General features: G+C 62.2%; 14 protein-coding genes. 5 read left to right on the top strand and 9 right to left on the bottom strand.

Translation table 11 applies throughout. The annotated features are described in order from the left end of the window. Positions 1-138 precede the first annotated feature (138 nt). The gene (locus NL154_RS04405) at positions 139-1,149 is read right to left on the bottom strand and encodes a ligase-associated DNA damage response exonuclease (protein ID WP_210628681.1); all 1,011 of its coding nucleotides are present in this window, start codon (positions 1,147-1,149) and stop codon (positions 139-141) included. Between the two features lie 51 nt (positions 1,150-1,200). Beyond that, positions 1,201-2,004, bottom strand: coding sequence for an alpha/beta fold hydrolase (locus NL154_RS04400; protein WP_210628682.1), 804 nt, complete (start codon positions 2,002-2,004; stop codon positions 1,201-1,203). Between the two features lie 122 nt (positions 2,005-2,126). On the opposite strand from NL154_RS04400, the gene NL154_RS04395 reads away from it, so the two are divergent. Further along, positions 2,127-3,098, top strand: coding sequence for a glycerophosphodiester phosphodiesterase family protein (locus NL154_RS04395; protein WP_221155482.1), 972 nt, complete (start codon positions 2,127-2,129; stop codon positions 3,096-3,098). 19 nt (positions 3,099-3,117) lie between these two features. On the opposite strand, the gene NL154_RS04390 is transcribed toward NL154_RS04395, so the two are convergent. After that, positions 3,118-4,908, bottom strand: a complete 1,791-nt coding sequence (locus tag NL154_RS04390; RefSeq protein ID WP_434733654.1) for a methyl-accepting chemotaxis protein — start codon at positions 4,906-4,908, stop codon at positions 3,118-3,120. 460 nt (positions 4,909-5,368) lie between these two features. On the opposite strand from NL154_RS04390, the gene NL154_RS04385 reads away from it, so the two are divergent. Beyond that, positions 5,369-6,091: a LuxR family transcriptional regulator gene (locus NL154_RS04385; protein WP_210628685.1), complete on the top strand. Its 723-nt coding sequence runs from the start codon at positions 5,369-5,371 to the stop codon at positions 6,089-6,091. 39 nt (positions 6,092-6,130) lie between these two features. Here the strand turns inward: NL154_RS04385 and NL154_RS04380 are convergent, their stop codons facing one another. Further along, positions 6,131-8,425, bottom strand: a complete 2,295-nt coding sequence (locus tag NL154_RS04380) for a sensor domain-containing protein (protein WP_221155480.1) — start codon at positions 8,423-8,425, stop codon at positions 6,131-6,133. 250 nt (positions 8,426-8,675) lie between these two features. On the opposite strand from NL154_RS04380, the gene NL154_RS04375 reads away from it, so the two are divergent. Further along, positions 8,676-10,043, top strand: coding sequence for a TIGR03808 family TAT-translocated repetitive protein (locus tag NL154_RS04375; protein ID WP_221146831.1), 1,368 nt, complete (start codon positions 8,676-8,678; stop codon positions 10,041-10,043). Positions 10,044-10,062: 19 nt separating this feature from the next. Here NL154_RS04375 and NL154_RS04370 read toward each other — a convergent pair whose 3' ends face one another. Both NL154_RS04370 and NL154_RS04365 read right to left on the bottom strand, forming a co-directional pair. Then, a complete protein-coding gene (locus NL154_RS04370; RefSeq protein ID WP_210628687.1) occupies positions 10,063-10,527 on the bottom strand; it encodes a YbhB/YbcL family Raf kinase inhibitor-like protein in 465 nt (154 codons plus the stop codon). Between the two features lie 49 nt (positions 10,528-10,576). Then, positions 10,577-10,816, bottom strand: coding sequence for a hypothetical protein (locus NL154_RS04365; RefSeq protein ID WP_210628688.1), 240 nt, complete (start codon positions 10,814-10,816; stop codon positions 10,577-10,579). Between the two features lie 235 nt (positions 10,817-11,051). Here NL154_RS04365 and NL154_RS04360 point away from each other — a divergent pair, with 235 nt between their 5' ends. Then, the gene (locus NL154_RS04360) at positions 11,052-11,717 is read left to right on the top strand and encodes a glutathione S-transferase family protein (RefSeq protein WP_210628689.1); all 666 of its coding nucleotides are present in this window, start codon (positions 11,052-11,054) and stop codon (positions 11,715-11,717) included. Positions 11,718-11,719: 2 nt separating this feature from the next. Here the strand turns inward: NL154_RS04360 and NL154_RS04355 are convergent, their stop codons facing one another. Next, a complete protein-coding gene (locus NL154_RS04355) occupies positions 11,720-12,616 on the bottom strand; it encodes a LysR substrate-binding domain-containing protein (protein ID WP_221146828.1) in 897 nt (298 codons plus the stop codon). A 180-nt stretch (positions 12,617-12,796) separates the two neighbouring features. Here NL154_RS04355 and NL154_RS04350 point away from each other — a divergent pair, with 180 nt between their 5' ends. Beyond that, positions 12,797-12,988 (top strand): hypothetical protein, encoded by a 192-nt coding sequence (locus NL154_RS04350; protein WP_434733653.1) that lies wholly within the window; start codon positions 12,797-12,799, stop codon positions 12,986-12,988. Between the two features lie 45 nt (positions 12,989-13,033). On the opposite strand, the gene NL154_RS04345 is transcribed toward NL154_RS04350, so the two are convergent. Continuing rightward, positions 13,034-13,525: a GNAT family N-acetyltransferase gene (locus NL154_RS04345; RefSeq protein WP_210628692.1), complete on the bottom strand. Its 492-nt coding sequence runs from the start codon at positions 13,523-13,525 to the stop codon at positions 13,034-13,036. A 201-nt stretch (positions 13,526-13,726) separates the two neighbouring features. Beyond that, complete coding sequence (locus NL154_RS04340) at positions 13,727-14,188, bottom strand: DUF2231 domain-containing protein (protein WP_221146826.1); 462 nt, start codon at positions 14,186-14,188, stop codon at positions 13,727-13,729. Positions 14,189-14,196 lie beyond the last annotated feature (8 nt).

Here is a 14,196-nt window from a genome sequence, read left to right as displayed (position 1 = left end):
CCGACGCGCGGTGGCTGGATTCCTGTGACGAGCACGCGAATGAGGGAGTGTGAGGCAGACGTCGCCGCCACATCCAGAGTGGCGGTAGAGGCAACAGGGTCGGCTGTAGACAGGTTTAGGGCCAATACGCAGCTCATCTCAATCCGCCTCATCCTCATAGCCCACCAGATGCAGCGGCTTCGCCTTGATGCCCTGCAACTGGCACCAGCGCACCAGGGCCTCCTCGCGGCCATGCGTCACCCAGACCTCGGCCGGGTGCAGCTCCCGGATGGTTTCGGTCAGTTCCGGCCAGTCGCAATGGTCGGAGATGACGAGCGGCAGTTCGACGCCGAGCTGTTTGGCGCGCTGACGCACCATCATCCAACCGGAGGCGAAGGCCGGCAGCGGCTCGTTAAAGCGGCGCGCCCAGCGGTCGGCAAAGGCCGATGACGGGCCGATGACGACGGCGCCCTTGAAGGCGGACTTGTCTCGGCTCTCGATCGTGGCGGGTTGCAGCTCGCCGAGATCGACGCCTTGGCCAACGTAATAGTCGCAGAGCTTTTCCATGGCGCCGTGGATATAGATCGGCTCGGCATAACCGGCGTCGCGCAGCAGCCGGATGACGCGCTGGGCCTTGCCGAGCGCATAGGCACCGACCAGATGGGTACGCTCGGGAAATTGGCGGAGCGAAGCCAGCAGCTTGCCGGTCTCATCCATCGGATCGGGATGATGGAAGACCGGCAGGCCGAAGGTCGCCTCGGTGATGAAGACATCGCAGGCGACCGGCACATAAGGGGCGCAGGTCGGATCGGGGCGGCGCTTGTAATCGCCGGAGACGACGATGCGCGTGCCGTCCTTCTCGATAGCGATCTGCGCGGAGCCAAGCACATGGCCGGCGGGATGAAAGCTCACCTTGACGCCGTTGACCAGCAGTTCCTCGTTAAAACCGACTGCCTGCTCACTGGCACAGAAGCCCTCGCCATAACGCAGGCGCATGATGTCGAGCGTCTGACGGGTGGCAAGCACGTTCACATGGCCGGGCCGGGCGTGATCGGAATGGCCGTGGGTGACGAGCGCCCGCTCGACCGGCCGCACCGGATCGACATAGAATCCGCCTTCCGGGCAATAGAGCCCTTCCGGGGCGGGATAAAGCAGCGCATCAGCTCTCATGGACCAAAAGATAGCGGGAAATGGGCGCGGGGCCAGAGGAGGCGATCGTCATCACCTGATCCCGTCGAGAAAGGATAAAATCGCGGCGTTGAACTCCGCCGGCCGCTGCAGCGGCGCGAAATGGCTGACGCCGGGCAGGTAGATCATCTGAGCGTCCGGGATGCTTGCGGCAAGATATTCGGCATGCTCGGCTTTTATGAATTCGTCATTTTGACCGAGCACGATCGCGACCGGAACGCCGATGCGGCCGAGGTCCTCCGCCCCATAATTCGGCTCGGTGCGCATCATCAGGCTGACCGCCTCGACGAAGGAATTGAAATCGTCCGGCGTGGCGGACAATGCCGCATAGTCCTTGGCGTGGCGGCTGAAGCATCGGTCGATGACCGGAGTCGGAACGAATTCCAGCGTGCCGCTCGGATCCATGTTGCAGGCGAAGAAAAAGACGCCCTCGACACGCGACGGCGCCGTCATGGCGAGGATCAGCGCGACGCAGGCGCCGTCGCTCCAGCCGACGAATGCCGCCGTCTCCAGCCGCAGTTCGTCCATCACCGCAAGCACGTCAGCGGCCATCAGCTCATAGCTGTAGGGGCGGGTATCGCGAGTGCTTCGACCATGGCCGCGGCTGTCGATCAGCACGACGCGGCGGCCGCTGGCGAGCAGCGCCGGGACCTGGTAGCCCCAGTTGCCGCTATGGCCGAGGCCGCCATGCAGCAGAATGACGGCAGGGCCTGTGCCGTAGCTCGCATACCAGATGCGGGCGCCGGCGCGCCCGACATGGCCTTCGACAGAAGCCGGCGGCAACGGCGCGGCCCCCTGCGCTTCGAAATGGATGAGTTCGTCGTCCTGTCGTTCCATCGCGATGCCAATCCTTTCCGGCGAATAACCCCGCGCATAGAAAAGCCGGAAAACAGCCCAAGAACAACCAGAATCGCTTTCTAGCTGCTTCCTCTATCGATGCAATCAGGAGGAGCGGAAAGATGGGCAGGAAGCTTTTCCATTGCGCGGCGGCTATCGCGCTCGCAGCCGCCGGCATCTATCTCAACAATACCAGCCTCATTGCCGAGCATCGGCCGGGAAAGCCGGTGCTGCTCGCCCATCGCGGCATCGCCCAGCGGTTCGACGAGACCGATCTGAAGAACGACACCTGCACGGCAAGCCGCATGCTGCCGCCGAAACACGACTATCTGGAAAACACCATCCCCTCGATTCAGGCGGGCTTCGCAGCCGGGGCCGATATCGTCGAGATCGACGTGCATCCGACGACGGACGGCGAATTCGCCGTCTTTCACGACTGGACGCTCGACTGCCGCACCGATGGGCACGGCGTGACGCGCGAGCATTCGATGGCGGAGATGAGGAGGCTCGACATCGGCTACGGCTATACGGCCGATGGCGGCAGGAGCTTTCCTTTTCGCGGCCGGGGTATCGGCATGATGCCGACGCTGGCGCAAGTGCTTTCGACCTTTCCGGATCGGCGCTTCCTCATCAACATCAAAAGCCGCGATCCGTCCGAGGCGGAAAAGCTCGCAGCCGTGCTGAACGGACTAACGGCCGCTCGGCGGGCCGGCATCATCGTCTATGGCGGCGATGAGCCGATCGACGTGCTCGGCCGGCTCGCGCCAGATATCAGAACTGCATCGCGCAAGAGCCTGAAAGGCTGCCTTTTCGGCTATATCGGCTATGGCTGGACCGGCCTCCTGCCTGATGCCTGCAAACATCGGATGATGCTGGTGCCGATCAACATCGCGCCCTGGCTCTGGGGCTGGCCGGACCGCTTTCTCAACCGGATGGACGATGCCGGCACTGAGGTTTTCGTGCTCGGGCCCTATCGCGGCGGCGATTTTTCCACCGGCATCGACGATGCCGCGCAACTGGCGCGGCTGCCGCATAACTATGCGGCAGGCCTATGGACGAATGAGATCGAGGCAATCGGCAAGCTGATGGAATGAGGCGGAGCCGCCCTGCGCCTCAGAACTCCTCCCAATCGCCGCCGGCGACGGCGGCATTGCCACGGAAGGCCGCGCTCACCTTCGCGGCCATTGCCCGCGGCGCCGATGTGACCGGTCTGGAAGCGGCGGTCGCCACGGCGGGGCGGTGCTGGCGTGCGGCGGGACCGCCGATGTTGAACTGTGCCAGCAGTTGAAATAGTGCGTCCGCCTCCTTGGCGAGGCTGTGGGCGGCAGCCGTCGATTCCTCGACCATGGCCGCATTCTGCTGCGTGCCTTGGTCCATGGTGTTAACCGCGGTGTTGATTTCCTTCAGTCCCGTCGCCTGCTCCTTGGAACTTTCGACGATCGCGAGAACATTGCCGTTGACCTGCTGAACCTGTGCGACGATCTCTTCGAGCGCCCTGCCGGTTTCGCCGACCAGGGTCACCCCGCTCTTCACATGCTCGTTGGAGGCGCTGATGAGCTCCTTGATCTCTTTCGCCGCTTTGGCCGATCTCTGAGCAAGCTCGCGAACTTCCTGCGCGACCACCGCAAAACCCTTGCCGGCATCGCCCGCGCGCGCCGCCTCGACGCCCGCGTTCAGCGCCAACAGGTTGGTCTGGAAGGCGATTTCGTCGATTACGCCGATGATATTGCCGATCTCCGCCGATGATGTCTCGATCTTGCCCATCGCATCGACGGCGCTGCGGACCACCGCGCCGGAACGCTCGGCATTCTCGCGCGTCCTTCTCACCAGTTGGCCGGCCTCCTGAGCGCGGTTGCTGGAATCGGAGACCGTTGTGGTGATCTCTTCCAGGGCGGCGGCGGTTTCCTCGACGGAGGCCGCCTGCTGTTCCGTGCGCTTCGACAAATCGTCCGAGGCGGAGCGAACTTGCTGAGCTCCGGCGGCGATGCCGGTTGCGTTTTCGGCCACGGCCTGCATCGCTGCGCGCAGCTTGCCGACAGCGGCATTGAAGTCGGTTCGGAGTTTTTCCAGGGTCGGAATGAACGGGGTTGCGACTTCCTGGGTTAAATCGCCGCCGGAGAGCGCCATCAAGGATGCCGCCAACTGATCGACATTATTGACGCGGGCAGTGACGTCGGTCGCGAACTTGACGACCTTGAACACCTTACCGTTCATGTCGAAGATCGGGTTGTAGGAGGCCTGGATATAGACCTTTCTGCCGCCCTTGCCGATGCGCAGAAACTCATCCGCCACGAATTCGCCACCTGACAGGCGCGCCCAGAACCGCCGGTAATCGTCACTGTTGACGTAAGCGCTGTCGCAAAACATCGAATGATGGCGCCCCTGGATCTCGGCAAGCTGATAACCGAGCGCCGACAGGAAATTCTCGTTGGCCGTCAAGATCTCGCCCTTCGGCGTGAATTCGATCACCGCCTGGGCGCGCGACAGCGCGCTTATCTTGCCGGCATCCTCGGCGCTTTGCAGCTTCTGCCTGGTGATATCGGTCGCGAATTTCACCACTTTGTAGGGCTTGCCGCCACTGAAGACCGGATTATAGGAGGCTTCGATCCAGATTTCCTTGCCGCCCTTGCCGATCCGCTTGTATTGGCGCTGGTCGAACTCGCCTCTGCCGAGCTTCGCCCAGAATTCGCGATAGTCGGCCGACGAGGCTTCCGCGGGTTCGACGAACATCCGGTGATGCTGGCCAACAATCTCAGACAGTTGATAACCGAGGGCAGCACAGAAATTGGCATTGGCCGTGAGAATCTTGCCGGTAAGGTCGAATTCGATGATGGCCTGCGACCTGCTCATCGCCGCCAGTACGGCCTTGGCATCCGAACCGAAGCCGAATCCTATTGTCTTCATGCTCTTCCCCCTTGCTCACATCGAGCGAATGACTGCCGCCACCCATCACGGATTTGCGCTGGACGGGCACCCCTGAAATAAAATCCGATATATTCTTTAAGCTTCCTTTAACCGAGACGTTGCGAAACCGGATGGCCAATGGTCGAGCCGTACGGACAAATAAGAAAACAGAATCATTGGCTTGAAACACGATTTCCGCGTCGGAAGCTGATTTTCTGGGAAGTTGGCGAACGCGAAGCCACTGATTTTTTCGCCTCGGCCGCTTCGAATAGTTCGAAGATCCGTAAACTCTTTGTTAAGCAACGGCCGTCCGTCTGTTGCCGGCAGCTAAGGGCCTTTCCGTTTTTTCTCGGCAGATGCATATTCCACCGTGCTTGGAGCATGCGGAATCAACTTCCGGTACGAGCGGATAAGTGGACACCTCAGCCGCCAGGCGCCGCGAAAGCGATCGGAGAAAGACATGCCGCTCGAGGGCGAGTTCAACCGAATTGAAGAAGTCGCTGCAGGCTTCAACACGCATTACGAAGTCTTCAAATATATGAAGCGTCTTACCCAGGACCTGGGCATGACGGCTTTCCTGATCATGACGCTCCCTACGGTCGACGTCGTCGAAATAGGCGCGACAAAGATCATCACCAACTGGCCGGCGGAGATGGTCGACTATTACGACGCCCATAACCTGTTGGTCGACAGTCCGGTCATCCGGCGGATGCTGAGGTCGACCAGCCCCTTCAACTATGATGTCGAGGCGATCAATACCGATCGCGGAGCAGCCAAGAAGTCCACCGTCATCGAGTTGTTCAGGCGCTACGGCATGGAAAAGGGCGCCTATTTTCCCGTCCATGATGCCGCGGCTGGACGCGGCGCCCTTTCGATTTCGGGACCCCGGAATTTCAGCATGGTGGAAATGGCCAAGATCCTGTTTATCGCCACGTTGATTTATGATCGGCTGTCACAGCTGACACTGAACGAGAAACACAAGCCGGTTGCCTTTACGCGGAGCGAGCTGGACTGCCTGAGGCTAACGGCCGGAGGCAGGAAGAGCAGCGAGATCGCGAAGCTTCTCGATCTCTCGGAAAACGCGGTCAACAATCAGATCGGCAGCGTGATCAGGAAGCTGGGATGCACGACGAGAACGCAGGCAGTGGTCAGCGCTCTGCGTCTCAACATCATTCGGGTCTAAGCGAGCGATCCGTTCGCGACGAGCAAGCTGAGGAAAAGTTCAGAGAAGCTGCGCCTGCAGCAATGCCGGAATCTCCTCCGGCGAGACGGGCTTCGAGAAGCGGTAGCCCTGCGCCTCCTCGCAATGCGCCTGGCGCAGGAAGGCCATCTGGGCATCGGTCTCGACGCCTTCTGCGAGAACCGACAGCTTCAGCGTCTGCGCCAGCGAAATGACGGCCGAGGCGATGGCGACGGCTGTTTTGTCGCCCGGCAGGGCCTCGACCAGCGAACGGTCCATCTTCAGCCGGTCGAAGGGGAAGGTCTTCAGTGCCGCAAGGCTGGAATAGCCGGAACCGAAATCGTCGATCGACAGGCGTACGCCGAGCGCCCTCAGCTGCTCCATCATGGCGAGCGCCCGCTCGGCATCCTGCATCACCACGCTTTCGGTGACCTCGAGCTCCAGCCAGCGGGATTGCAGGTGGTTGCGCTCCAGCGCCTCGGCGACATGGCTTGCAAAATCCGGATCGGCGAACTGCTTGGCCGATACATTGACGGCGATCGTCAGCGGCGTCAGGCCCATATCCTGCCAGCTGCGCGCCTGGCGGCACGCCTCGTTCAGCACCCAGAGGCCGAGTGGAACGATGAGGCCGGTCTCTTCGGCGAGCGGAATGAAATTGAAGGGCGGCACCCTACCCTTTGCCGGATGGTTCCAGCGGACCAGCGCCTCAATGCCGGTGATACGGCCGCTGGCGACATCCACCTGCGGCTGATATTCCAGGAACAGCTGATCGCCGGTGATCGCCTGGTGAAGCTCGTCCTGCTCGCCGCGCGGCATGCCGACCCCGCTGCTGTCGCCATCATGGTGCTGCAGCGTGTTGCGGCCGAACTGCTTGGCGCGGTACATGGCGCGGTCGGCATTGGCAAGAAGCTCTTCCGAGGTGACGCCGTCGACGGGAAAGGCGGCGACGCCGATGCTCGAAGTGATGGCGATGTCACCGCTCTCGCCGGGCATCGGGCGAGTGATCGCCTTCTGCAGGTCGCGAAGGCGGCGGGTGATTCCGGCATCATGACTCGACTGGTGGACGAGCACCACGAGGAATTCGTCGCCGCCGAGCCGCACCACCATATCCGAGGCGCGGATGCTGTTGGCCATGCGGGTGGCGATCTCCTTCAACACCTCGTCGCCGGCGGCATGGCCGCGGCCGTCGTTGACGTCCTTGAAATTATCGAGATCGATATAGGCGACAGTGACCTTGCGATTGTTGCGCCGTGCCTGGTCGAGGATGCCGGCCAGCCTTTCCTTCAGGAAGGCGCGGTTCGGCAGGCCGGTGAGATCATCATGATGCGCCATGAAATGGATGCGGTCGTCGACGCGCTTGCGTTCGATGGCGATGCCGGCGATATGGGTGGCGAGCGCCACCAGCCTCGTTTCATGCTCCGTCGGACGGCGTACCTCCATGGAATAGAGCGCGAAGGTGCCGAGCACGTTATTCTCAGAGGTAGCGATCGGCGTCGACCAGCAGGAGCGAAAGCCGAAAGGGGCAACCAGCGCGCGGAAATCCTCCCACAGCGGATCGCTCAGGACGTCCTCGACGATAACGGGCTGGCCACGCCAGGCGGCGGTGCCGCAGGAGCCGACCTTGGGGCCGATCGTGACACCGTCGATGAGCCGGCTGTAGCCTCCGGGAAGATTGGGAGCCGCACCGTGATAGAGCCTGGTGCCCTCGCCATCGAGCAGGAGAACCGAGCCGTCGATCCCCGTCAGCTGGGCTTCGATCATCAGCACCAGCGCCTCGAGGATCATCGGCAGCGGTTCATTGCGGGCGATCATCTCGAGCAGTTTCGCCTGGCCGCGATGGAGCTCCTCCTGCAGCTTGCGTTCGGTGATATCGCGGGAAACGCCGATCAGGCCGACGACCTCGCCGCGATCGTTGCGCAGCGGTATCTTCGAGGTCAGCCGGCATATCGGCTTGACGGCGCCGGGAAGGACGACCGTTTCCTCCATGTCGATGCGGGCTTCGCCGGTCGCCATGATCTGCTGCTCGATATCGAAATGGCGGCGCGCCGCCTCGAAATCGAACAGGTCGAAATCACGCTTGCCGGCAATCTCTTCGGCGCTGAGGCCGAGGCTGGCCGCCGTGACAGCGTTGGCGAAGACAAAGCGGCTGTCACGGTCCTTGACGTAGAGGAAGTCCGGAAGCTCGTGGATAATCGCCTTCAGGCGCAGGTTCTCAACGCCTTCCGCGAGGTGATGGGCGGTCGATGCCATCATCGCCTCGCTCGCGGCAACGAAACGCCGTGTTTCGGCCGTCAGGGCATCGACGGATTCCCGTCGCCTGGCACTCGGTTCGTGCATGACGCCATTCTCCCCAGTGGCTGAAGGCCTATCCCGCAACATCCATTTATTTTCCCTTCAAAGTAGTCCGCATTCCCTTCGGGTTGCTTAAATGAAAGGGTGAACAACACCCCAATATAAGCGGCGAGATCCTGCAATCGGCCTCCGCCGCAACAAGAATTTTGAACGGCTGTGAAGGGCCTGTGCCAAAAGAAGACAGGCGGGTTGGCACGTTTTCTGCTACGGGCGCGTCATGACAGGAGAGCCCGGAATGCCCTTTCGCCGCGACATGCTTCTCTTTCTCGCCGCCTCCGCATTTGCGGGAGGGACATCGCGCGCGCTTGCCTCACCGCTGACAGCTGCCAGCCAGCCCGATCTGCGCGGCGCGATCGACGCAGTGGAATATCGCGCCGCTCCCGAAAGCGGCGACCGCAAGACCCGCAACCTGGAGCAGATGATCAGGCAGGCGGCGGCCGAGAACGTGCCGGTCTTCCTGCCGCCCGGCACCTATAAGATCTCCAACCTCACCCTGCCCGACAATACGCGCATATCAGGCGTGCCCGGCGCCTCGCGGATCGTCTATACCGGCGACGGCCATCTGTTTGCGGCCGAGAACATCAGGCGCATCGAGCTTTCCAATCTCGTCATCGACGGCGGCAACCGCTGGCTCGGCGATTACGCCGGCGGGCTCCTGCAATTTACCGGCGTCGACGAGGTGCTGATCGACAATTGCGAGATCGGCGGCAGCCGCAAACACGGCCTGCAACTGGAGCGCTGCGGCGGTCGGATCGAACGCAGCCGCATTTCGGGCGCCGCCCAATCAGGGCTCTACGCCGTCGATTCCGCCAATCTGTCGATCACGGGCAATACGGTCTCGAATTGCGGCAATGGCGGCATCCTCGTGCATCGCTGGAAGAAGGCGGAGGACGGCACGGTCGTTTCCGGCAACCGGATTTTCAACATCCGCGCCAACGACGGCGGCACCGGCCAGAACGGCAACGGCATCAATGTCTTTCGCGCCGACGGGGTGATGGTGGTGAACAACCAGATTTCCGACTGCGCCTTTACCGCCATCCGCGCCAATTCGGCCTCGAATATCCAGATCAGCAGCAACCAGTGCCGGCGCTCCGGCGAGACGGCAATCTATGTCGAATTCGCCTTCGAAGGCGCCGTCGTCTCCGCCAATATGGTTGACGGCGCGGCAAACGGCATCTCGATCGCCAATTTCGACGAGGGCGGACGGCTCGCGAGCGTCACCGGCAATGTCGTGCGCAACCTGACGCTGAAAGGCCCCTACAAGCACGAGGTCGGCTTCGGCATCGGCATTGCGGCGGAAGCCGATACGCTGGTGTCCGGCAATGTGATCGAGGGCGCGCCACGCTGGGGCCTGCAGATCGGATGGGGGCCTTATCTCAGAAATGTCGTCGTCAGCGGCAATGTGGTGCGCAAGGCGCCTGTGGGATGCGCCGTCTCGGTCGCCGAGGGGGCAGGCACGGCCGTCATCACCGACAACATCTTCCAGGAGGTTGGCGAAGGGGCGGTCCTCGGTTTTGAGTGGGACAGACAAGTCTCCGCTGAAATGGCGGGCGGCGGCGCACCCTATGCGCAGTTGACCGTTGAGCGAAACCGCGTGTCCTGACACGCGGCTCCGCCTTTGCTCAGTGCGTCTGATAGGTGCCGGTGACGGTCGCTTCCGCCAATGCGTGTTTCCTTGCCTCCGCCCACATCGCGCTGATACCGGCGGCATCCGGCGTAGAAAGCTTCGGCACGTCGAGGGCCGCGAGGCGGAAGATGTAGTGATGCGGGCGATCGCCTGCCGGCGGCTGCGGGCCATCGTAACGGGCATTGCCAAAATCGTTCTTGTAGAAGCGCGGCGCCTGCTCCGGCGCCGTATCGACGCTTTCGGCCAGGGCTCTCCACTCAGCGGGAATATTGGCAATGCCGCAATGGCGGAACGTGCCATGCGGAGCATCCGGATCCTCAACCACCAGAGCAAAGCTCCTGGTCTCCTCGGGGGCGCCGCTCCAGGTAAGGGGCGGAAAGAGGTTCTCGCCGGCGCGCGCATATTTCTTCGGGATCGGCTGATCCTGGGCAAAAGCCTTGCTGATCAATGTCAAAGTCATGACATTCTCCTTTCTAAGGGGCTCCTTGATGTTCGGGGCTCCGTCATCGTCAGGGACGACCGCTTCCCTTTTTATGCTCGCTCTCCTGATTGCGGCCGCGCGTCATGGCCCGGTCGTCGTTGCGGAGGTCCGGATCGGCCTTCAGATCATTGCCTTTGCGATAGGCTTCCTTCGCCTGCTCATTGCGTTGCAGATCCGCCCCGGCGTCGAAATCCTCGCCGGCATTTGCGGTCTTCTCGCGTTTCTCGATGACACGAAGCTGTTGTTCATGCGTCTTCTTGCCCGTCATGAGTTCCTCCTTTGCCTGGCCCGCGCTGCGCACGCGGCTCATCGCTTTTCGGCGCCGCGAGGGCGCCAATCTCAGGGTCCAACCCGCCGGCTCTCTCATTGTTCCCAATTGTGCTCGATCCGGTCGGGAAGGTCCCGGCCGCATCAAAAGCTTTCATCGTCCCATCAGCGGCGAGGACTTTTCCGAGGGTGATCCGGCGTCTACGGTTCCTGCGACACAGCGAGGGAATATCGTCATGCTGACAATCTATGGGGTCTATCGATCGCGCGCTTCGCGCGTCTACTGGATTGCGGAGGAGCTCGGGCTCGAATTCCGCTCCGTGCCCGTGCTGCAGGCCAGGCGGCTTGCCGACCCGCTCGCCGAAGAGGCGCCGCTCAACACGCATTCGCCCGAGTTCACCGCCCTCAACCCGATGGCGCAGATCCCCAGCATTCGCGACGGCGACCTCATCATGCACGAGTCGCTGGCGATCAATCTCTACCTCGCGCGCAAGCATGGCGGGCAGCTTTCCGGCCAAACCGTCGAGGAGGACGGATTGCTGACGATGTGGACGATCTGGGCGGCCTCGCAGGTCGAGCCGCATTCGGTGCGGATCGTCCTGACCTATGATAACGGGCTTGAGAACAGCGACGACGGCAAGCAGACGATCGCCGCCGCCTGCTACGGGCTGCGCCGGCCGCTTGCGGCGCTCGAAGGTCACCTCGCTGGCGGGCAGTGGATCGTCGGCGATCGCTTCACCGTCGCCGATCTCAACATCGCCGAGGTGTTGCGTTATGCCCAGAGCGAGGCGGATCTTTTCGACGCGCATCCGAACATCAAGGCCTGGATCGAACGCTGCCAGTCCCGCCCGGCCTACAAGGCGATGCAGGCGGCCCGCAGCAAGGAGCCGATCGAGGTTTAACGCTACCGAAAAAGCGCCAGCGTGCCGGCCATTTCCTCGCGGATCCAGGCCTTGAAATCCTTGACCTTCTTCGGCTCGCGTGTGCCTTCGGCCGTCACGAAATAATGGCCGAAGCCGGTTTTCGCGCGAATGCCGAACGGCGCTGCCAGCCGGCCTTCGGCCAGCGCAAAGGCGGCAAGCGTCTGCCAGGCGAGCATGACGCCCTGGCCAGCGATCGCCGCGTCGAGGCAGAGCGAGGCGTCGTTGAAGACGTGGCGCGTCGCAAGCGTCGCGCCCGACAGTCCGGCCTCGCTCATCCAGACTTCCCAGCTGAACATGGCCGGGCCATCGATAATGGCAGGCAAAGCGAGGATGTCGGCAGGCTGTTTCAGGTTGGCCGCCATCTCGGGCGAACAAACAGGAAAGACCTCCTGCTCCAGCAGCAACTCGGCCTTCACATCGGGCCATTTGCCGGCGCCGACGCGGATGCCGATGTCGACGTCTGAGATCGCGGGATTGACGAGATTGGTCGTCGCATCCAGCCGCAGCTTGATGTCGGGGTAACGTTTGGCGAAGCGATGAAGCCGATGGACGAGCCAGCGGGCGGCGAAAACCGGCGCCACCGAGATGGTCAGGATCGTATCGTCCTTGCGGCTTGCGATCGAGACTGCCGCCGAAAGGCGGGCAAAGCCCTCGTCGAGCGCTGTGAGCACCGGACGGGCGGCTTCGGTGGCGATCATGCCCCGGGCGGTGCGCTCGAAGATCACTTGCCCCAATTGCGCCTCGGCCTTGATCACCTGCTGGCTGACCGCGCCGACCGAAACGCCGAGCTCGTCGGCGGCCGCCTGCAGCGAGCCAAGACGACCGACGGCCTCCAGTGCCCTGAGGCCGTTGAGATGGACGCTATTCAGGTTCTTCATATAGTTTTCCTATAACGCCGCCGCGGTAATCTCAATTGAAAAAGCACCGGTGCAGGCAGACATTATAAGCATAGAGGGATCCCACTCGACCGGCGACGACGCGGTGAGGGGGAGAGGGTTATTTGGCACCAGCGGCCGGGTGGTCACCTTTCCGCGTCGCTGGAGAATGCGAGGCTTGCCATGTCGTGGCTGAAGTTTTTCTTGAAGCCCGCCGTTGCGGCGGGCGCGCAAATCGACCCGACCTGGAAGAACGACCCGCTTCGGCATCCCGAGGTCCAACGCATGTCGCTGCGCGAAATCGCCGATCTGCCGCTGGGAGCGGAGAGCGGTTTGCATGCCGAGGGCAGGTCGCCGCTGGCAAAATGCGCGTGAGCACCGCTCCCGCGCATTTGCTAATTTGCCTTATGCCGGCGTCCGTTAAACGGCAGATGCCTGCCAGCAAATCACCGGACCGTCCTCAGGATCGATGCGCTCGCCGGTGCGGATAAAGCCATTTCGTTCGAGGACACGCTGCGAAGCGATGTTTTCCATGGCCGTATCGGCCGAAACGAGGGTTACGCGCGGATCCTGCCGCGCCCATTCCAGCAATTCTCCTATGGCGCGCGTGACGGATCCACGTCCTTGGCGGCTGGGCGCGATCCCATAGCCGATGTGGATTTCGCCGTTCTGAGGTGCGCGAATGATGGAGCACAGCCCGACGATTTCGGTCGCCTCCACAATCATCCAGGCCGACGGGATGAATTGGGCGGCGATCTCTGCTGCAATCCTGGCCAGCATCTCCAGGACCTCAGGAGGCGCGATGGCGCTATCGGAAACCAGGCTGGTATTTACAGGCGCGAAACCTTTCAGCAATGCGTTGAAATCATGGGCCGTCAATTCGATGATCATATTCTTCTCGACATTGCGCATGCGCCGGTTTTGACGCGTCAAGCCGAGCGATGGAGCGAGACCAGCCCTCGATCAATTCGAGCGGTGTCTCGCCGTTCGCCTCGGCCGCAATGATGATTTTCAGAGCAGCAAGCGCCGGTAGTCAAGAGAGTCTCTGAGGTGCCCCTGCGGGGGCCTCGAAGGATGGGGCGGACATGCTGGCGTTGGATGGGATGCCGTTCATTATCTCGTCGGATTGGCCGGATCCTCGCTGACGCCGACGCGGTGGCGATAGACCATTTCCCAGCCTTTCCAGCCGTTGAACAGAAGAAGGGCGGTAGCGATCAAAGACAGCACCAATCCGGTCGGGACGATGAAGTCCCCGCCTTCGGCCAGCCGCCGCCCGAGGTTGAAGGCCTCGATCAGGACGAGAATGACGTTTCCGATCATGTGAAACCAGGCGTCGCGCAGGTCGCGAATGCGGCTGTCGCCGAAAGAGTCGATCAAGCCGGCAACTGCCGCCAACGCCGCCATGACAAGGCCGGCGCCGAGCATCCAGTTGGTCGCAACTGCCCAGGCCGGATCGCCCGATCTGGCGTAGACGATGTCGACAACAAGCGTGCCGACGAAGGCGGCGACGGGGAACGGGATCAACATCGGGTGGATCGGATGACCGGCAATGCTCAACGTGCTTTTCGGGTTCATCCTATCCT

Source organism: Rhizobium sp. YTUHZ044, assembly GCF_051123975.1.
In the GTDB taxonomy this organism is placed as follows: Bacteria; Pseudomonadota; Alphaproteobacteria; order Rhizobiales; family Rhizobiaceae; genus Rhizobium.
This window is presented reverse-complemented; position numbering and strand designations above follow the sequence as displayed.